This window comes from Hallella bergensis DSM 17361, from assembly GCF_000160535.1.
Classification (GTDB): Bacteria; Bacteroidota; Bacteroidia; order Bacteroidales; family Bacteroidaceae; genus Prevotella; species Prevotella bergensis.
In genome coordinates, this window is sequence record NZ_GG704780.1 from 447,226 (window position 1) to 468,482 (window position 21,257).

The following is a 21,257-nucleotide window of genomic DNA, read 5'->3' on the forward strand; positions in this document are numbered from 1 at the left end:
TATGGGAAACTTTAATATATGCTCCGGTTGTGACCGTGGGCTCACAAAAGCCTCGGTAGGACGACAGGACAAGCAACTCAACACATACGATTGGCTGGCCGGCATACCCGGCAATGCCGAGTCGACCGATTTGGTTGAAGTGCAATTCAAAAATACACGCAAAGGATATTTTCACAACGTCAACAATCTTGACCTGAAGAAGGGTGACGTGGTGGCGGTGGAAGCCAGTCCCGGACACGATATCGGAGTGGTCACACTCACCGGACGACTTGTCAAGCATCAAATCAAGAAGGCTAACCTGAAATCATCCGATGAAATCAAGCGCATCTATCGATTGGCCAAGCCCGTGGACATAGACAAATACAATGAAGCCAAAAGCCTTGAGCACAGCACCATGATACAAAGTCGGCAAATTGCGAAAGACCTGAACCTGAAGATGAAAATCGGTGACGTGGAGTATCAGGGCGATGGCAACAAGGCGATTTTTTATTACATTGCTGACGAGCGCGTAGACTTCCGCCAACTCATCAAGGTGCTGGCCGATGCCTTTCATGTGCGTATTGAGATGAAACAGATTGGTGCGCGCCAAGAAGCAGGCCGTATCGGCGGAACCGGTCCGTGCGGACGTGAATTGTGCTGTGCCACATGGATTAAGAATTTCTCCAGTGTATCGACCAACGCCGCACGCATTCAGGACCTCTCGCTCAATCCGCAGAAACTGGCAGGCATGTGTGCGAAACTGAAATGTTGTCTCAATTATGAAACCGATCAGTATCTTGAGGCCAGTAAGAAAATACCGGGTAGAGACATCATTCTACAGACTTCAGATAATGATTATTATCTGTTCAAAACCGACATCCTTACCGGCCAGTGCACCTATTCCACCGACAAGAACATGGCTGCCAACTTAGAAACCATAAACGTGGACCGTGTGCGCGAGATTATTGCCATGAACAAGAAGGGCGAAAAGCCCATGTCGCTGCTGCAAGATGACCAAGCCAAACCAGAGAAACAGCCAACAGACCTCTTGGCCGACGCTGATGTCAGTCGTTTTGACAAGGCTAAAAAGAAACGCAAGAACAACCAAAGGCGAAACCGAAACCGTCAGAACAGAAACGATCAGAACGCTCAGCCGTATAGCAAGAAGGCAACACAGAGCAATGCTCCGCAAAACCAGGGAGACAACAATTCCACCGATTCCGACGGACAAACGGCCCAGAACAGGGACAATCAAAAACGTCAACCACGCAGGAACAAAGGCCGAAACCCTCGTAACAACAACCGCAACAATCGTTCGGAAAATAACAACAAGCCTGCTCAGGAATGAAAACATGGGGGGTAACAACCCTGATATGCCTTGTCGCCTGCATGGCATGTACTCAAGACAAGGTCTTTCACCACTATAACCACACGCCGGTTATGGGGTGGGAACGGGTGGACACACTCATCTATGAAGTGCCCGCGGTGCCCGATTCCGGTTATTACAGCACAGATTTAGGGCTGCGCATCAACGGCCTCTTTCCTTTTGTCAGCCTCACTTTAATCGTCGAACAAACCGTATATCCGGCCATGATACATCATGTTGACACCATCAACTGCAAATTAGCCGACCGCAATGGCAACTTCAAGGGGCAGGGAGTCAGCTATTATCAATACCGATATCCGATTTCACGAATGAAACTTCATCAGTCCGATTCGCTCCATATCACCGTAAGGCACAACATGAGGCGGGAAATATTGCCTGGAATTTCAGACGTGGGTATTGCCTTGACCCGACTGAAATAAAACTTCTTTGGAAAGCACAAGACATGGAGGATTCGCGTGCTTTCCTTTTTATGTCCTCACCAAGTTGCGCCCTGCGTCAATGCGCATAAAGATAAACAGTAGGATCGTGAACCCCCACAGTGAGGAGCCCCCATAGCTAAAGAACGGAAGTGGAATTCCGATCACGGGCGTTAGACCCAGCACCATACCCACATTGATAAACAAATGGAACAGGAATATACTGAGCACACAATAGCCATAGACCCGTCCGAATTTAAACGTTTGTCGCTCTGCCAAATGGATTAGTCTGAGAACCAAGGCTAAAAAGAGCAGCAGAACGCCGGCCGAACCCAAGAATCCCTCTTCCTCGCCCACGGTGCAGAAAATGAAATCCGTGTCTTGTTCCGGCACAAACTTCAGTTTGGTTTGTGTCCCATTGAGAAAACCCTTGCCCCGCAAACCACCCGAGCCGATTGCAATCTCGCTCTGATGCACATTATATCCCGCCCCGGCAAGATCTTCTTCCAGTCCCAACAGCACGTTGATGCGAACCCGTTGGTGAGGTTTCATCACATCGTTAAGCACATAGTCGGCACTGTAGAAAAAAACAATGGAACCCACCGCGAACAATGCAATGAGCAGATAGTTGGACAAGCGGGTGGCCAAACTCTGGAACAACAGGTAGACGATGACCAAAAAACTGATGACCAGCTGCACCCAAACCACATCGAAAGGTATCACAAATTTGGCAAACAACAGGGCCAATAGGGTCACACCAAGACAAAACAAGCTCATCCCCAGAGCCTTCCCTTTTTCGTGACAATACAAATAAATCATACCCGAGGTGAAGAGCTGCACCAACAACAACACCACAAATTTGCCCAGCGACGTCGGCGTTTCCCATAGCAAATCGGGTTCGTATTTGATTCCCACCACGAAATACACCACCATTGCCACTCCGGTGAACAAGATGCTACCCGGCATCCCCTCGCGATAAAACATCAGGAAGAACGACAGGTAAACCAAGGCGGATCCCGTTTCCTTCTGCCCGACAATCAGCAACATGGGCAGGAGAACCACACCCAATGCTGCTGCGAAGTGCTTCCATTGGTGTATGTTATAGCCGTATGTACTCATCAGTTTAGCCAAGGCCAAGGCCGTGGCAAACTTGGCAAACTCGGCCGGCTGCAGTCTCATGGGGCCGAGCACGAGCCACGACCGCGACCCCTTGATCTCGTGCGGGTTAAAGATTGTGACAAAGAGTAGCAAGACAAGAACCCCATAGATCACATACGCAAAGGTATCGAAGTATCGATCGTCGAGCATCAGCAATACGAAGCCCAGCACGAGCGACGTGCCAATCCACACAATCTGCATGCCGGAACGTGAGTCGAGCGTGAAGATGTCGGTATCGCCATACGTATAACTCGCACCGCAGACACTGATCCAGCCAAATACGAGCAATGCCAGATAAATGCCTATTGTCCACCAATCAAGGTTGCGGAAGATGCTGTGTTGCCTATCTGTTGCTTGAGCCATATCCTATTCTCCGTTTCTGTAATACGGCAGCCTCCCGCTCGCGTTCAGGGGAGAGCTTGCCATTTAAATATTGTTCCATGAGCACTCCGGCAATTGGCACGGCAAAATCAGCTCCGAAACCGCCATTTTCAACATACACAGCTATGGCTATCCTCGGATTCGACATCGGAGCAAACCCCATGAACACGGAGTGGTCGTGTCCCCGGTTCTGTGCCGTACCGGTTTTGCCACAGATCTCAAAAGGTAAGTTGCGCAAATGCCGGCATGTTCCACCCAGCACCGACGACCGCATGCCGGCCACGGTCAAGTCATAAGCCCGACGATTGGCACGGGTGTAGTGACGACGCGTAAAGGTCGTGTCGAGCGGTTCACCATGCACCTCCTTCACCACGTGCGGCACGTAGTAATATCCGCGATTAGCTATCGTGGCACCCAGATTGGCAATCTGCAGGGGTGTCAGGTTCACCTCACCCTGCCCTATCGAAATACTGATGACCGTCAGCCCATTCCACGATCGCTTGTAGGCTTTGTCATAAAACTCCGCATTGGGAATCAGTCCCCGCTTCTCGCCAGGAAGGTCGATGCCCAGCTTATAGCCAAACCCCATGCTCACCATATAGTCACGCCACATGTTCATGGCTTCCTGCACATTCCTGTATTTCCGCCGGTTGCCGATCATCCGGTAGAGTCCCCAGCAGAAAAAGGCGTTGCACGAGGTGCTGATTGCCGGAACGATGGACAGTGGAGAGGCATGTCCGTGACATCCCACATGGAGTCCACGGTAGGAGAATCCATGATGACAAGGATACTGGGTGTGGCTGTTGATGACTCCCTCGGTCAGGAAAGTGAGTCCTTGTGAGGTCTTGAAAGTTGAACCGGGAGGATATTGTCCCATGATGGCACGGTTGAGCAGGGGTTTCCACGGGTCTCTGGCCAAAACACGATGCACCTTGCCTCGCTTCTTTCCTTCGAGCAGACGGGGATCGTAACTGGGCGAAGACACCAAGCAGAGCACCTGTCCTGTCTGAGGGTCAATGGCCGCAATCGCCCCTATTTTTCCCTCAAGCAGGCGTTCTCCGAGCGCCTGGAGGTTGATATCGATGCCCAAAGTGAGGTCTTTTCCTGCACTAGGACTCCGGTCATACTCCCCATCCTTATATTTCCCCTGAATCCGACCGTGCGCATCTCGAAGCAACACCTGCACCCCCTTCTCTCCCCGGAGTTCCTTCTCATAACTGCGCTCCACGCCGGTTTTTCCGATATAGTCGCCAAGCTGATAATAGTCGTCGTCATCAATATCACCTTGCGATACCTCCGCCACATCACCCAATACATGCGCCGCATTTGGATATTCGTATTTCCGAATACTGCGTTTCTGCACATAAAATCCCGGAAAACGATACATCTTCTCCTGGAAAGCACTAAAATCCTTGTCGTCAACCTGTGTCAAGAACAGTTGCTGGGTAAAGCGGGAATAACCGGGGTTCTTGTTCCGGTCCTTGATATCGTTCATGCGCTGAACGAAAAACTCCTTCGTGATGCCTAAGGTACGACAGAAATCAGTCGTGTCGAGTGTTCCTTTTTCCTCGTTCATCACCACCATAATATCGTAAGATGGCTGGTTGTAGACCAGCAGTTTCCCGTTCCGGTCTCGTATGATACCACGCGAGGGATATTCCACTTTCTTCAGGAAAGCATTCGAGTCGGCACTTTTGCGGTAGTCGTCACTGAGAAGCTGGAGCGTGAACAGACGGATGATGTACACTGTCACGATAACAATGGCAGCACCACCAATCACGAGCTTCCTGCTTTCAAGGTCAAAATCCTTCATTTAATCCTTTCTCAGGTTTTCCACCACTATTATAAGTACAACTGACAGTACCAAACTCCCCAGAATACTCATTCCCCAATGTGCCCAGTTGAAGAAATTGAAGGTCTCTATCGTAAAAAACAACAGGCAGTAGGTCAGGGTCATTAGAAAAGCATAACCAAGATATCCCGAAAATGTGAGGGTGCGAATGCTTGGTCGCAAGTCTTCATCACTGTCTCGCTGAACAAAGATCTCGAGCATATAAGGTTGCAGAAATGCCACCATCGTCATCGAAGCCGCCGCAACACCCGGAGTATTTGAAAACACATCCACGCCGAGTCCCATCAGGAAACTCCAGACCATCGCTCCCCATCTGGGATAGTTGCGCCTGAAACTCAAGACAAAGTAGATGTAGAGCAGTGGCGTGGCGACATGAAACAGATGTATATGGTTCAACACCAGCACCTGAGCCAGCAACAGCACGACAAAGAGCAAAAGGCGATATAGGAAATTAATGTTCATAGCTATCTCACCTCCTCAATTTTCAATGAATCCTGAGCCGCGCGCAAGACATCCAATCGTTCCTGCATCGGCTTATTGTCGATCACACATACATCGCGCAACCGCGAAAAGTCGGTGGCAAGTTCTACCTGTAAGCGATAGGAAAGTCCATCGGGGGAATTGTAAACGTGCAGAATCTTGCCCACGGAGATGCCCGGCGGAAACACCGACGAATAGCCACTCGTCTCCACCCATTCGTAGAGTTTGAAATGGGCGTGTCGGGGCACATCGTCCACGAAGGCAAGTTTGTTGTCTCCTCCCGTCCAGTTCAGATAGCCAAAGTAGCTGCGACCCCGTATCTGGCAACTGATGTTGGATCGGGAATTCAACACGGGAATCACCACCGAATAGTGTGTCGCGGCCAGATAGACAATGCCTACCACACCAGTTCCGCAGACCACACCCATATCCCGGTCCACACCATCGGCCGTCCCCTTGTCTATGGTAATCAGGTTGTCGGGACTGTTGAGCCTGTTGCTCACCACCTTGGCAGGTATCAGGTTATAGTGCTTCAAAGACTCCGACTGGGCCTTGCGCATCCACGTGCTGTCCTTGGTGGCCTCGGTGAGTTTGGCCGCGAGGTCGTTCATCTGCTGCTCGAGATAGAGATTGCGCTGCATCAGATCCTGGTTGACCTTCGCCATCGAGAAAAACGACTCGACCTCCGCCTTCCATGCCAACAGGCTGCCCGAAACATAATTGGCCGACGTGAACCATACACTGCCCTGATAACTGTTGTACTGAAACAGCAATACCATGCTGATCACCTCCAGCAACAGCAAGACAAACCAGTGATTGTATTTGGCAAGAAAGTTTAACAGGTTGCGCATGTCGTGAAATCTAAAACCTACCTAAATTTTGAACCTTGACTCTGGGATCTGAACTTCATGACATCCCGGCGATGCTGCATACTGCATCAGCCGGATATCATCAAGTCCAAACCCTGTGCTCAAGGTTCAAGGCTGGAAAGTTTATCGCATGAGGAAAGAGAATCGGCCTACATTTTTCAATGCAACACCGGCTCCCTTGGCCACACTGTGCAAGGGATCCTCCGCAATGTGGAACGGGATGTTGATTTTGTCTCTCAATCGCCTGTCGAGACCACGGAGCAGGGCGCCCCCACCCGACAGGTAGATGCCGTTTTTCACAATATCGGCATACAGCTCCGGAGGAGTGGACTCCAAAGCCGAGAGCACCGCATTCTCAATCTTGGCCACTGTCTTGTCCAGACAGTGAGCAATCTCCTGGTAGCAGACGGGCACCTCCATGGGCAGTGCCGTAATGCGGTTAGGCCCATGAACGATATAGTCCTCAGGAGCCTCGTCGCCAAGGTCGGTGAGTGCAGATCCCACGTGAATCTTGATTCGCTCGGCCATACGCTCCGAAACCTTCACGTTGTGCTGGCGGCTCATGTATTCCTGAATATCAGCAGTCAAATCGTCGCCGGCAACGCGAATGGAGTTGTTACTCACAATGCCGCCAAGAGAAATGACAGCAATCTCGGTAGACCCGCCCCCGATATCGACAATCATGTTGCCCTCGGGTGCCTCAACATCAATACCGATACCAATGGCGGCTGCCATCGGCTCGAAAATCAAATACACGTCGCGCCCGTCGGCATGCTCGGCCGAGTCTCTCACGGCACGCAGTTCAACCTCGGTTGACCCCGAGGGCACGCCAATCACCATGCGCAACGACGGTGAGAACAGGCGCGAACCCGTGTGTACCATCTTGATAAGTCCACGCATCATCTGCTCACAGGCCGTAAAGTCGGCTATCACACCGTCGCGTAGCGGACGGATGGTGCGGATATTGTCATGCGTCTTCTCATACATCATTTTGGCAGCATCGCCCACAGCAATCATCTTGTCGGTGCGACGATCCAAAGCCACCACCGAAGGCTCGTCGACAACAACCTTGTCATCACTGATGATGATCGTGTTGGCCGTGCCCAGGTCCATGGCTATTTCCTGTATAAACGAAAAAAATCCCATTGTTCGAAATAATTGGTCTGCAGGTTTTCACACGCTGTGTCAACACATGACAGCGGTCAAGTCGTGCAGCCCTTGAATGAATAATTTGTTTTATAACACGCTGTGTTTTGTCTCAGGCAAACCGGTGCAGGCTCGGCGTGGAGCAAAGCTTTCTTCATCGAGCCTGTCCCCGTTTCCCAAGCCTCAAGTCTGCTTACTTCTTGCAAAACCAGTTGTGAATGGCCGTGTCGTAATGGCTGCTCACGCCAAAGGCACGCTCGGCAAACATTCTACGGTCGGAGAGTTCTGTCTTGGCACCGTTCTTCTTGAGCAGGTCAAGCAGCACGTCATATTCTGCCTTGCTGGGCACAATCACCACATCCTTGAAGTTCTTGGCACCGGCACGGATCAGCGAGATGCCGCCGATGTCAATCTTCTCGATAATGTCCTGCTCTGCGGCACCACTCGCCACCGTCTGTTCAAAGGGATAGAGATCCACGATGACCAAATCGATGGACGGAATGTCGTATTCCTTCATTTGCTCCTGGTCGCCCTTGTTGTCGCGGCGAGCAAGAATCCCGCCAAACACCTTGGGATGCAGCGTCTTCACCCTCCCCCCGAGAATCGAGGGATAGGTTGTCACTTCTTCTACTTTCCGGCATTTATAGCCCAAACCCTCGATAAATGTTTGTGTGCCACCGGTGCTCAGGAACTGCACACCCTCCTGGTTCAGTGCTGCCAGCAGCTCCTCCAAACCGTCCTTGTGGAATACGGATATCAGTGCAGTCTTAATTTCTTTTGTTTCAGACATATCGTTCACGTACGTTTATATAATTAATAAGTTGCAACTAAAGTGCAAAGTTACTAATTTTTTGACAATGAATGCGATGTTTGCATAGAATTTATAGCTAACAGCCGTTAAATTGCGATGCGTCAAGCGTGAGTTCAGCATCGTATGACGGCCGATGGGCATCTGTCTCACGGCCGCCGGACACGTGTATGACGGCCGCCAAACGCACGCACCACGGCCGCCGCACAAAAAATAAAGGTTTGCTTGGCGCTTTCATCAGTATTTCTTATATTTGCAACGATTTATCCGTGAACCCTCATCCGGCCTTGACCTGTGACGGCCGGGTTCATGAAGAAAACAGAAGCGTGTCGGAGCCTGTGAACCTGACGGCCATCCGGCAACATGGATGATAAAACTTAAACAACTATAAAACAATGAACAGCAACTTGAAGAAAACCCTGCTGAGTGCCACACTGGCCTCAGCCGTGATGATTACGGGCACAGACTCCGCGTCGGCACAGTCGGGCAACAGCAACCCGCTGCTGCAAAAAAGCACGCTCCCCTATGGTGCGCCCGACTTCAGCAAGATTAAATACGAACACTATCTGCCAGCCCTTAAGGAGGGCGTCAGGCAGCAAAGGGCTGAAATACAGCGTATCGTGGACAACAAGGAAAAGCCCACCTTTGCCAACACTGTGTTGGCTTTGGAGCGCACGGGGGTGCTGCTCGACCGCGTGACCAGCGTGTTCTACGGCTTGGTCAGTGCCGACAAGACGCCCGAAATAGCTGCAACAGAGAAGGTAATCACCCCGCTGCTGACCGATTTGGAAAACGAGATATCGTTCAATGCCAAGTTGTTCGAACGCGTGAAATATGTCTACGACCACGAATATACGACCCTGCAGGGGGAGAACAAAAAGCTGCTGGAGGAGACCTATAAAAACTTTGTGCGTTCAGGAGCACTGCTCCCGGCCGACAAGAAAGCCCGCATGGAGCAAATCAACAAGCGCATCTCTGCCCTTCAGCAAGACTGGGGCAACAGACTTCCCGATGCCACCAACAACGCTGTGGTATGGGTGAACAGCAAGGACGAGTTGGCCGGACTGAGCGATGCGGACATTGCCCAATGCAGGAAAGATGCCGAGAGTCGCGGCGGCAAGGCTCCCTATTGCATTGTTATCGTGAATACCACCCAGCAGGCCATACTAACGAATCTCGAAAACCGAGACCTGCGCCGCAGGGTGTTCGAAGCTTCCATACACCGCGCTGACGGCTCTGGAAAGTTCAACACATTCCCAATCGTGGTGGAAATGGCCAAACTGCGCGCAGAAAAAGGGGAGCTGATGGGCTATAAGGACTTTGCCTCGTATTCCTTGGAGCGCACCATGGCCAAAACCTCGGACAACGTCTATGCCTTCCTCAAGCAGCTCATCAGTGCCTACAGTCCCAAGGCCGACGCAGAAACACAAGCCATTGAGACCTATGCCCGTAAGACCATGGGCAACAACTTTAAGCTGCAGCCCTACGACCGATTCTACTATTCGGCCAAGATGAAGAACGAACAGTTCAACTTCTCGGAAGACGACGTGAAGCCCTACTTCAACATCGACAGCGTGCTGACCAACGGTGTGTTCTATGCTGCCCACCGCGTTTACGGCCTGTCGTTCAACGAGCGCACCGACATCCCGACCTACCACAAGGACATGAAGGTCTACGAGGTGTTCGACAAAGATGGCAAGCCCATGGGACTGTTCTATTGCGACTACTTCCGTCGCCCCACCAAGCGCGGCGGAGCATGGATGAGCACCTTTGCCAAACAGAGTCACGAGCGCAACCAGTTGCCCGTTATTTATAATGTGTGCAACTATGCCAAGGCTCCCGAAGGACAACCGACCCTCATCACCTGGGACGAGGTAACCACACTGTTCCACGAGTTCGGTCATGCGCTGCACGGATTCTTGTCTAACTGCCAATACAACTCGCTGAGCGGAACAGCTGTCGCCCGCGACTTCGTGGAAATGCCGTCGCAGTTCAATGAGTCGTTCGCCACAATCCCGGAAGTATTCAACAACTTCGCCCGACACACCGAAACAGGTCGCCACATGCCCGAAGAGCTGAAGAACAAGATGCTCAACTCCATCAACTTCCACTCGGCCTACGCACTGGGCGAGAACTTGGCTGCCACCTGCCTCGACCTGGCTTGGCATACGCTGACCTCCCAAAACATTCCTTCGGCCGACAAGGCGAGCGAGTTTGAGACCCGCGTACTGAAGGAAATCGGACTGCTCAACCGCCAGATTCCGCCCCGCTATTCCACATCCTATTTCAATCACGTATGGGGAGGGGGCTATGCCGCCGGCTACTACAGCTACCTGTGGACGGAAGTGCTGGCCGACAACATCGCTCAATGTTTTGCCAAGCGGGGTGCACTGAAGCCCGAGGTGGGACAGGCCTTCCGCGACATCATTCTGAGCCGGGGCAACACCCGCGACCTGATGAAGAGCTTTACTGAGTTCACCGGACTGCAGTCGCCTGATGCTTCTGCCCTGCTCAAGGCTCGCGGACTGTAGCCCGCATCAATAAATACAACGCCACCCTGAAGTCGAATCACACTGAAAAATGCCGGCACACACGACAACTTTTTCAGATTGTGAAGTGCAGGACCTTTTATAAATTGGGCGAGCACAGTATGAAAGATCTTAAATTTACACATCATGTCAACAAACAATAAAGGCAGCAAAGCCTATCTTGCCTCCATCGTCATGGTAGCCGTCCTTGGAGGTCTGCTCTTCGGATACGACACGGCTGTCATCTCCGGTGCGGAAAAGGGGCTCCAAGCTTTCTTCATGGGTTCGGAGAACTTTACCTATACCAACGGAATGCACGGGTTCACCTGTGCGAGTGCGCTGATCGGCTGTATCATCGGGTCTGCCCTGTCGGGGTTGCTCGCATCCAACCTCGGGCGTAAGAAAAGCTTAATCATTGCGGGTATGCTGTTCTTTGTCTCGGCATTGGGAAGCATGACGCCCGAATTTCTTTTCTTCGAACACGGCGTACCCACCATGAACCTCCTTGTCGCATTCAACATCTACCGCATCATCGGGGGCATCGGTGTGGGACTGGCGTCTGCCATCTGCCCCATGTATATAGGAGAGGTGGCTCCCAGTGGCATAAGGGGCATGCTTGTCAGTTTCAACCAGTTTGCCATTATATTCGGACAGTTGGTCGTCTACTTTATTAACTTCATCATCCTTGGCGACAATATCAATCCCATTATCGAAATGGTGAACGGTGTGAATCAGGTGATGAATCCCGAAGCCTCGACCTGGACCATAGCCACGGGATGGCGGTACATGTTTGGCAGTGAAGCCGTGCCAGCCGGACTCTTCACGCTGCTGATCTGTTTTGTGCCGGAAACTCCCCGCTATCTGGTTATGAGCGGACAAACCGAACGTGCGCGGAATATCCTGACACGTATCAACGGTAGCCTTGTTGCCGATGATATTATACGCGACATCAAAAACACCATGACCCAGAAGACCGAACGCCTGATGGCCTACGGATGGGTTTGTATCTTTGTCGGCATCATGCTCAGTGTGTTTCAGCAGGCCGTGGGTATTAACGCCGTACTGTACTACGCACCGCGCATTTTCCAGGATATGGGCATGGCAGACCCCATGATGCAAACCGTCATCATGGGTATAGTCAACATCTCGTTTACGCTGGTGGCCGTGTTCACGGTGGAAAAACTCGGGCGAAAACCTCTGCTTATCTGGGGGTCCATCGGAATGGCCATCGGTGCCCTGGGCGTGGCCATCACCTTCGGAAACGAAGCACTCAGCCTGGTTACCATGCTCTCCATCATGGTGTATTCGGCCAGCTTCATGTTCTCCTGGGGACCCATCTGCTGGGTGCTCATCGCTGAAATATTCCCCAACACCATCCGTGGAAAGGCTGTGGCCATTGCCGTGGCATTCCAATGGATTTTCAACTGGATTGTGAGTAGCTCGTTTGTCCCCATGTTCAACATGCACCTGCGCGAAGGCGACCACTTTGGCCACTGGTTTACCTACGGACTGTATGGTACAATATGCATCATTGCAGCAATCTTTGTTTGGAAGATGGTGCCCGAGACCAAGGGCAAGACGCTCGAAGACATGAACAAACTGTGGCGCCCCGACCAAGAAGACACCCGCAAGTAGAGGTCAGGCCTGGCTTGTGGCATAATAGGAAAATGAGAAATAGATTTTCGCTGATCATATTATTGGTATGCATGGCTTTCCCGGTGTGTGGGCAACGTCATGAGGTGGTGAGCAATCGTATTGCATCGCTGCAGGTGGTGGCGGGCGACAACTGGACGGAATTGCCCGTGATAACGCTGGGGCAGCAGACTCCCGTGGTCATCTCCTTCGACGACCTGACGCACGACTACCACCGATACGTCTACAAGCTGGAGCATTGCGAGGCCGATTGGACGGTGTCGGAAGAAATCTTCGAGAGTGATTATTGCGAGGGATTTGCTCGCGATAACACGATAGACGACTTTAAGCAATCCCTGAACACCAACCAATTGTACACGCACTACCGTCTAAGCCTACCCAACGAAAGATGCAGGATCAGGATTGGGGGCAATTATAAGGTTACCGTGTATGATCAGGAAGACGAAAACAACGTGGCGTTTACGGCTTGCTTTATGGTGCTGGAGCCCCGGATGAGCGTGGGCATGGAACTGACCACCAACACCGATGCCGACATCAACGGCCGCCATCAGCAACTGTCGGTGAAAGTGGGATACGGCAGCGTGAGGGTGACCGACCCGTCGGTACAGGTCAAGACGGTGATGATGCAAAACGGAAGGTGGGACAATGCCGTGGTGAATGTCAAACCGCAGTATATCAACAACAACGGACTGATATGGAATCATAACCGCGATTTGATTTTCAATGGGGGAAACGAATACCGAAAATTCGAAATGCTCGACATGAGGCATACCACCATGGGGCTGGAGAGCATGACATGGGACGGCAAGATGTATCATGCCACGATATGGACGGATGAGCCACGACCGAGCTACGTCTATGACGAAGATGCCGATGGCGGGTTTTACATACGCAACGCTGACAACTGGGACAACAACGTGCTTTCGGAATATGCCATGGTGCACTTCCGCCTTGCCTCCCCGCGACTGCCGGGCGAGGTATATCTCAATGGAGCATGGACCCACGACCGCTTTCTTCCGCAATACAAAATGGAATGGAACGAGACCACACAACGCTATGAGGCAAGTGTGTGGCTCAAACAAGGATATTACAACTACCAATACCTTCTGCAGCAGGCCGATGGACGCATGGTTCCGGTGCCTTCGGAAGGCAACTTCTACCAAACGCAGAACGCCTACCAGGTGCTGGTGTATTTCCGTGGCATCGGCGAGCGCACCGACAGATTAGTGGGGTATGGCAAAATAGATTGAATGCATTGCGCTTGAATGGCCCAAACTACTGTTTTCAGAAAGACGAACCATGGTTTTTTACCCGGCTTATTGCCGGAAAGAACCATGGATATTTGTTTTTTAAAACTTTTTTATGTAATTTTACACACTGTTTAAAAGAACGAGAGAATAGATTTTTGAAAACTACTCAAGCAATATGATATATTTAAAGATTGTCATCGGCCTGCTTTTGGCTGGTGCACCGCTCACGGGCTATGCACAGAAAATGGATGTTTATGTCGGTTGGCATAAGCAATGGAACGACTCGCTAAAAGGCGCCAACGTGACTGCTGCACAGCAATATATGAAGGATAAGAGGATAAAACCCCGCAAAACAATTATCGTTGGAATCATTGACTCGGGCATAGAACCGGGCGACCAGTCGGTGGCCGGAAGTCTGTGGACAAACAAAAAGGAGAAGCTCAACGGTAAGGATGATGACGGCAACGGCTACGTGGACGATGTACACGGCTGGAACTTTCTGGGCACCAAGGACGGCACGTTCAACATGACCAGTGCCGGCACGGAGGAGTTTCGAGAGTTCAAGAGACTGTATCCCAAATATAAAAATGTGAATGAAAAAGATCCGCAGGTGGATGATGAGGAAGAATACGAATACTACCTGCGTATGAAGAAGAAAGCCGGCATCGCAAGCTACATCCGTTTTTATGGATACGCCCGACAGAAGAATGCGTGCATCGACAAGATGGACTCCATCCTCCACGTCCAGCCTCAACTCGCCGTCGACACGCTGACACTGAGCGGAATGATGCATCAGGAGGTGGCAGACACACTTTGGAGTGCCTACGCTGAGACCATTCTCGCCGACCTGCTGCGAACTGACCGCAAGACACTGTGGACCGACTTCGTGAAAAAACAGCACGATGACTTGGCGCTGATGGCTCGCCGCATCAGCGGCATTGAGCACGATGCCGACAAGCGTCTGCTCATGGGCGACAACATGGACGATGCCGACGACCGCTTCTACGGCAACAACACGTTGAACGTCGAAGGACACGACCATGGTCATTTCGTGGCCACGGTGGTGGCCGGCAGGAGTGCCGACAGCCGCAGGGAGGGCATTTGGCCTGCCGCTCGTCTGCTCACGGTGAGGTGTGCGCCCAACGGCGATGAATACGATAAGGACGTGTCGTCAGCCATACGTTATGCCGTGGACAACGGAGCCAAGGTGCTGAACATCAGTCTGGGCAAATACGCCTCACCCCGTGCCGACATGGTCAACGCTGCCTTGGAATATGCTGCCTCGAAAGATGTGCTTGTGATTACGGCCGGGGGCAACAACCATCTCAATATCGACTCCACATTCTATTATCCCACAGCCATCGATGCTCATGGACGTCCCATGGCTCATGTCATCCGCGTGGGAGGCTCGGCTATGGACGGAAGCCTGAGCAGCATCTCCAACTTCGGTTCCGAAACGATAGATCTCTATGCCCCGGGCGAATACATTGCGGGCTTTTATCCCGGTGACAAACCCGACATGGCCAACGGCACAAGCGTGGCAGCGCCTGTGGTGAGCGGTGTGGCCGCGATGTTGCGCGCCTGTTTCCCCAAACTCAAGGCCTGCGAGATCAAGCAAATACTGATGGCTACGGTACACAAAATGCCGGGACTGCAGAGCGTTAGTGGTGGAATTGTGGACGCTTGTGCAGCCATGAAGATGGCCAAAGGCAAATAGCTGAGAGATGAAACCGATGAGGAAAATATATACTTTGCTATGGATGGCAGCTTGCTCGGTATCGGTCCTGGCACAGCAGGTGGACTGGAACCGCGTGGAGCGTATATCGGAAAGTGCACTCTACGACACCTACAGCCGGAGCCGGGTGGATGCTTCATGGATAAACCAGTCGTCATACTTGATTTACAGCGGGAAAAAGAACGGACGCACCCTGTACCATATCATGGGAACCGATGGCAGGAAGCAACCATTGTTTAAGAACAACGACAGCCTGGTGAGTCAATACGCAGAACTCACGGGCGACACGACGATGAAGGCCGACGACATCAAGCTCTACGGCGTATCGCTGCGCCGCAACAACCCCACTCGCCTTTATTGGACACGTCGCGGCAAGCATTTGGTGTACGACCGCACAACCGGCAGACTGGCTATAGACCGCGACTACAAGGAGAAACGGCATGGCAGACGTGGCTCAGGCTTTGGTCGATCAGCCCATACCAACGACTCGCTCTACACCATGCTGGGCGACCAATACAACCTTTATATCAAAGACAACCGGCGGGGCGACACCACGCAAATCACCTTTGACGGCAAGGAAAATGCTTCATACTGTTACAATAGCGCTAAACCGAAACTGAATGGGAACAACGTTTCAGGCCGCTGGTACGGCCATGTGTTTATCGACTTCGTATACGACGACTCGGAGGTGGGCGACCTTTATATTCTCGATGCCATCAGCGGGCACCGCCCGAAATTGCGCACCAAGAAGATGCCGCTGCCCAATGAGAAGGGCGTGCGGCGGTTCAAGCTGTTCTGGTATAACGCCGACACGCGCCAAGGACGACTGCTGCCAGTACAGGGCAGCATGACTGACCCCACCGTGTCCATGGCCTACGGCGAAAGCAACGACACACTGTGGTTCACGCGACGCAGCCGCAGCGTGGACACGCTCCAGCTCTGTCGCATTGACCTACCCACGGGAACCATCACGGAAGTGATTACCGAGGTGAGCAAACCCCACCTCAACGTGACGTTCTCGGGCTACCGATTCATCCGCGGAGGAAGGGAAATCTTATGGTGGAGCGAACGCACAGGACGTGGAAACTACTATCTCTACGATGTCGATGGGAAGTTGAAGAACCGTGTGACGCGCGGTGACAAACTCGTGGCAGGACGCATCGAACATATCAATGAGAAAGCTGGGTATATGATTTTCACAGGCTACGGACTGGAAAACAGCAGCGACCCGGGCTACACCTATTATTATAAGGCAGACCTGAAAGGCCGACGACAGCAACTACTGACACCAGGCAACGGCACTCACGAGTTGCAGTTCTCGCCAAATGGGCGTTATGCCATCGACTCATACTCGCGCATGGACATGCCTCCTGTCTACCAGATTGTCGACGTGGAGCATCCGGGCAGGGCACGTGAGTTTGCGCGCACGTCCGACAAGGCATTGCGCGAGAAGGGTTGGCAGCCACCCGTGCTGCTGAAGGTGAAGGCGGCCGACAACGTCACCGACCTCTACGGCGTGATGTATCTGCCTACCAACCTCGATAAAACCAAGAAATACCCCATCATCTCGAACGTCTATCCCGGTCCGCAAGACGACCAGTTGCCCCGCCGATTCACCATCGACGACAACGGCAACCAAGCGCTGGCCGAGATGGGTTTTGTAGTCATCAACGTGGCTCCACGCGGTAGCGGACCACTGCGCGGACGCGATTTTTACTGTTATGGATACGGTAACCTGCGTGACTATCCACTGGCCGACGACAAGCATACCATTGAATCTCTGGCTCGTCGTTACCCATTCATCGACCTCGACCGTGTCGGTATCTACGGCCATTCGGGCGGAGGATTCATGACTGCCACAGCCATGATGACCTACCCCGACTTTTATAAGGTGGGCGTGGCAGCCTCAGGCAACTACGACAACAACAACTATATACAGTGGTGGGGCGAAACTTTCCACGGCTTGGTGCCCCAAGACAGCATTCCCACCACTATGCAGCTGGCCGGAAACCTCAAGGGCAAGCTCATGCTTATCTCCGGTGATGTGGACGACAATGTGCCTTGGACCAGTACACTGCGCCTGGCCGACGCCCTCATCAAGCACCACAAGCGCTTCGATATGATGGTGTTGCCAGGCAAGGACCACGGTGTTTGGAGTCCCTACTACGTGAATCTCATCCGCTATTACTTCAAGGAAAACCTGCTGCAGCCAACGGAAAGAGACATGGATATCATCAAGCATGCCAGATAAGAGCATGCATCATTCTTCGGAAATTAATTAAAATCCTATCAAATCAATATTTATGCGAACACTAAAAGTTATTTTTGTGATGCTGCTGAGCGTCTTCTCGCTACAGCTTCGAGCACAGTCAACAGCTAAGCATAGCGACAGCGACGTGCTCGTGAACATCACCGTGACCGACATCTCAGGTGAGCCGCTCGCCGGAGCCACGGTCAACGTGGACGGCAAGCCAATAGGCGTAGTGGCTGATGTGGACGGAAAAGTATCATTGTGGGTGCCCCGCGGCAGAAACATCAAGGTGACTTATCTCGGTTTCCAACCGCGCACAGTGAAAGTAAACAAACCCTTAGAAGGCAACTTCGTGCTGGAAAACGACGAGACAACGCTCGACCAGGTAGTGGTGAACGGCTATCAGCGCAACACCAAACGTCGCATCACCGGATCGGTAGCCACCATCACCGAGAAAGATTTGAAAAACATGCCGCTGGCCAACATCGACATGCTGTTGCAGGGCAAAGTGGCCGGCATGGATGTGAAAGCACTCTCAGGGCGCCCCGGCGAGACGGCCAAGATTCGAATTCGAGGCACCAATACCATTACCGGTAACGCCGACCCGCTGTGGGTAGTAGACGGTGTGCCCTTGCAGAAAGACCTGCCCACCATATCGAGCAACCAGGTGAGGGCTGGTGATTTCAGCAACATCTTTGCCAACGGCATATCGGGTATCAATCCCAACGACATTGAAAGCGTCACGGTGTTGAAAGATGCTTCGGCTGCGGCCATTTATGGTTCACGCGCTGCCGGCGGTGTCATCGTGGTGACCACCAAACGCGGTAAGCAGGGCAAAATGAGCATCAACTACTCCACCAACCTCTCGATCACCACTTCGCCACCCCGTGATGCCAACCTCATGGATTCCAAACAGAAACTGGCTTGGGAACAGGAATTATGGGACGAATTTTCCAAACCGGGCTTCGAGACCAAAGGTCGATACCCCGTTATCGGCGTTGTGGGTATGATTCGATCGGGCTACGGCAAGTATGCCGGAATGTCAAAAGCCGAGCAAGATGCCGAGATCGAAAAGCTCGGACAGCACTCCACCAACTGGTTTGACGAGCTGTTCCGCAACTCGCTATCGCAGAGCCACAACCTCTCGATGTCGGGCGGATCGGAGAAGAGCACCTATTATATCAGCCTCGGCTACAGCAACAACAACGGATTGGTGAAGAAAACCCAATACGACCGATACAGCATATCGTCGAAAATAGACGTCAAGCCCAATAATAGAGTCAAAATGGGACTCTCCGCCGACATGGGATGGCAACAGTCGCGTGGTAGCTCAGGCAGTGTAGACCCCTTCAAGTATGCTTACTTTGCCAATCCTTACGAGCGTCCTTACAACAACGACGGCAGTTATTCGCCCGACCAAACCTACTACACCATACGCTCGGCCAACGGTGCAGTGGACCTTCCGCTGCCTGAAAATGGCTTCAATGTCATGCGCGAAATCAACAACACATCGGTGAAGGACAATAATTTCAGTCTTACGCTTATCGGAAACCTGAGTGTCAATATTCTCGAAAACTTCAGCTTTGAGGGACTGGCATCCTACAGTTATGTGACCAACAACACCGATAATTTTAACGACAGGGGAACCCTTGCCGCATGGCAGGATCGACCGTTCGACGACACCTTCACCTCAAAGCGTACCTACAGCAACATCACGCAGAGCTCTACCTACAACCGTAGCTACAACCTGCGCGGACAGTTGCACTATTTCAATACCTTCAACGACATTCATTACTTCAGTGCACTCCTCGGTTCGGAGGTTCGTGGGCAGTATGCCAAGAGCCTCTTCACCAAGCGCTACGGATACGATCCCGTATCGGGCAACTCGGCCATTCCCGTGTACCGCGAGGGCACAAATATCGATTTCCAAAAGTTGCAGAAGTATGCCCGCATTGTCGACGGACTCTCGGGACAGAGCATCATTGAAGACCGCTTTGCCTCATTCTATTTCTCTCTCGACTATGTGTTGCTCAAACGTTATATCCTGAGCCTCACTGCGCGCACCGATGGCAGTAACAACTTTGGTAGCGATGAGCAGTTCAACCCCACGGGTTCGCTCGGACTGGCATGGAATGTCGATCAGGAGGAGTTCTTCCAACCGCTCAAGACGTGGATGAGCAGCCTGTCGCTGCGAGGCTCTTTCGGCTACACAGGTAACATCAACAAGAGCGTTTCGCCGGAACTTATCATGAATTATCACAACGCCTACCGACGCACCGATAACGATTATTTCCGCATGGGATGGCTGAAGAATGCTCCCAACCCCAAACTGCGTTGGGAGAAGACACGCGACTGGAAACTCTCGTTGGATGCCGGCTTCTTCAATGAGCGGTTGCATTTCACGGGCGAGGTGTACAACCGACGTACCACCGATGCCGTGTCGAGTGTCAAAGTGCCCTACACAACCGGTTTCTCAAGTCAGGTCTACAACACGACAACGCTAGAGAACACAGGTATGGAGCTCTCGCTAACGGGCATCTTCCTCAAGACCAAGGACTGGAGAGGATCGGCCAGTGCCAACATTGCCTACAACTACAACAAGTTGGTGGACTACAATTCGCCGGTGAGCGGATTGTCTGCAGGCGTTCACAAGGGTTATCCCCTCGGTAGTATCTTCAGCGGAAAGCTGCAGGACATCGACCCACAACTGGGGGTTTACACCTTCGAACGCCGACCCGACGCTGTGTTTGAGACCGCTGCCGACCGCAACTACTACTCCAACTACCTGTTCTATCTCGGCACGAGCAATGCGCCATGGAACGGTGGATACAGCCTGAGTGTAGGCTATAAGCAACTTACTCTTGGACTCGGCGGTAGCTACTCCATCAACGGAAAGATGCTGAACAACATCAAGTCGCCTGTGAATTATACCAACATCAACAACGCAACAAAGGTGGAAACGCCACCGGCACAGATCAATGACCTGTATGTGAACCACCTCAACGTACGCACCGACGCCACCGACCGATGGACACCGGCCAACCCGCGCACCGATGCCAATCCGCGCATCATCGATGCCTACGGCGAGTTTATCGGACTGAAAAACTATATGACACTGTCGTCTGTCATCAACAATGCGTCGATGCTCGAAAACGTGTCCTACTTCAAACTGAGTTCTCTCGCACTGAGCTATAACTTCGATGAAAGCCTCATCAAGCGCTGGGGCTTGGGGTCACTCTCCGTATCGTTCACGATGAACAATATCTTCACCATCACCAACTATAGCGGCATCGACCCCGAAACCCCGGGAGCCGTTTATCCGTTGGCACGACAGTTCACCTTTGGGGTGTCTGTAGGACTTTAA

At 52.2% G+C, this 21,257-nt stretch carries 14 protein-coding genes; 8 read left to right on the plus strand and 6 right to left on the minus strand.

What is annotated here, in order from left to right; all coding sequences use genetic code 11:
- Position 1: 1 nt before the first annotated feature.
- Positions 2 to 1,327: a PSP1 domain-containing protein gene (locus tag HMPREF0645_RS01810; protein WP_007173111.1), complete on the plus strand. Its 1,326-nt coding sequence runs from the start codon at positions 2 to 4 to the stop codon at positions 1,325 to 1,327.
- On the plus strand, positions 1,324 to 1,785 hold the full coding sequence (locus HMPREF0645_RS01815; protein ID WP_007173112.1) for a gliding motility lipoprotein GldH: 462 nt from the start codon (positions 1,324 to 1,326) through the stop codon (positions 1,783 to 1,785). Before HMPREF0645_RS01810 ends, HMPREF0645_RS01815 begins: the two co-directional genes overlap by 4 nt.
- A gap of 48 nt (positions 1,786 to 1,833) precedes the next feature.
- On the opposite strand, the gene rodA is transcribed toward HMPREF0645_RS01815, so the two are convergent.
- From rodA to HMPREF0645_RS01845, 6 genes are all read right to left on the minus strand, one after another.
- Complete coding sequence (gene rodA, locus HMPREF0645_RS01820; RefSeq protein ID WP_007173113.1) at positions 1,834 to 3,303, minus strand: rod shape-determining protein RodA; 1,470 nt, start codon at positions 3,301 to 3,303, stop codon at positions 1,834 to 1,836.
- On the minus strand, positions 3,284 to 5,134 hold the full coding sequence (locus tag HMPREF0645_RS01825) for a penicillin-binding transpeptidase domain-containing protein (protein ID WP_007173114.1): 1,851 nt from the start codon (positions 5,132 to 5,134) through the stop codon (positions 3,284 to 3,286). Before HMPREF0645_RS01825 ends, rodA begins: the two co-directional genes overlap by 20 nt.
- The gene (gene mreD, locus HMPREF0645_RS01830; protein ID WP_007173115.1) at positions 5,135 to 5,635 is read right to left on the minus strand and encodes a rod shape-determining protein MreD; all 501 of its coding nucleotides are present in this window, start codon (positions 5,633 to 5,635) and stop codon (positions 5,135 to 5,137) included. It lies immediately after the preceding gene.
- 2 nt (positions 5,636 to 5,637) lie between these two features.
- Complete coding sequence (gene mreC, locus HMPREF0645_RS01835) at positions 5,638 to 6,504, minus strand: rod shape-determining protein MreC (protein WP_007173116.1); 867 nt, start codon at positions 6,502 to 6,504, stop codon at positions 5,638 to 5,640.
- 141 nt (positions 6,505 to 6,645) lie between these two features.
- On the minus strand, positions 6,646 to 7,668 hold the full coding sequence (locus HMPREF0645_RS01840; protein WP_007173117.1) for a rod shape-determining protein: 1,023 nt from the start codon (positions 7,666 to 7,668) through the stop codon (positions 6,646 to 6,648).
- Positions 7,669 to 7,861: 193 nt separating this feature from the next.
- On the minus strand, positions 7,862 to 8,458 hold the full coding sequence (locus HMPREF0645_RS01845) for a hypothetical protein (protein ID WP_007173118.1): 597 nt from the start codon (positions 8,456 to 8,458) through the stop codon (positions 7,862 to 7,864).
- Between the two features lie 413 nt (positions 8,459 to 8,871).
- On the opposite strand from HMPREF0645_RS01845, the gene HMPREF0645_RS01855 reads away from it, so the two are divergent.
- The 6 genes from HMPREF0645_RS01855 to HMPREF0645_RS01880 all read left to right on the plus strand — a co-directional run bounded on the left by HMPREF0645_RS01855 (position 8,872) and on the right by HMPREF0645_RS01880 (position 21,257).
- The gene (locus tag HMPREF0645_RS01855; RefSeq protein WP_007173120.1) at positions 8,872 to 11,007 is read left to right on the plus strand and encodes a M3 family metallopeptidase; all 2,136 of its coding nucleotides are present in this window, start codon (positions 8,872 to 8,874) and stop codon (positions 11,005 to 11,007) included.
- A 144-nt stretch (positions 11,008 to 11,151) separates the two neighbouring features.
- Positions 11,152 to 12,639: a D-xylose transporter XylE gene (gene xylE, locus HMPREF0645_RS01860; RefSeq protein WP_007173121.1), complete on the plus strand. Its 1,488-nt coding sequence runs from the start codon at positions 11,152 to 11,154 to the stop codon at positions 12,637 to 12,639.
- 32 nt (positions 12,640 to 12,671) lie between these two features.
- Positions 12,672 to 13,907: a type IX secretion system plug protein gene (locus tag HMPREF0645_RS01865; RefSeq protein WP_044123132.1), complete on the plus strand. Its 1,236-nt coding sequence runs from the start codon at positions 12,672 to 12,674 to the stop codon at positions 13,905 to 13,907.
- Between the two features lie 175 nt (positions 13,908 to 14,082).
- On the plus strand, positions 14,083 to 15,624 hold the full coding sequence (locus tag HMPREF0645_RS01870; protein ID WP_007173123.1) for a S8 family serine peptidase: 1,542 nt from the start codon (positions 14,083 to 14,085) through the stop codon (positions 15,622 to 15,624).
- A 16-nt stretch (positions 15,625 to 15,640) separates the two neighbouring features.
- Positions 15,641 to 17,893: a S9 family peptidase gene (locus HMPREF0645_RS01875; RefSeq protein WP_044123220.1), complete on the plus strand. Its 2,253-nt coding sequence runs from the start codon at positions 15,641 to 15,643 to the stop codon at positions 17,891 to 17,893.
- Between the two features lie 52 nt (positions 17,894 to 17,945).
- Positions 17,946 to 21,257: a SusC/RagA family TonB-linked outer membrane protein gene (locus tag HMPREF0645_RS01880; RefSeq protein ID WP_007173125.1), complete on the plus strand. Its 3,312-nt coding sequence runs from the start codon at positions 17,946 to 17,948 to the stop codon at positions 21,255 to 21,257.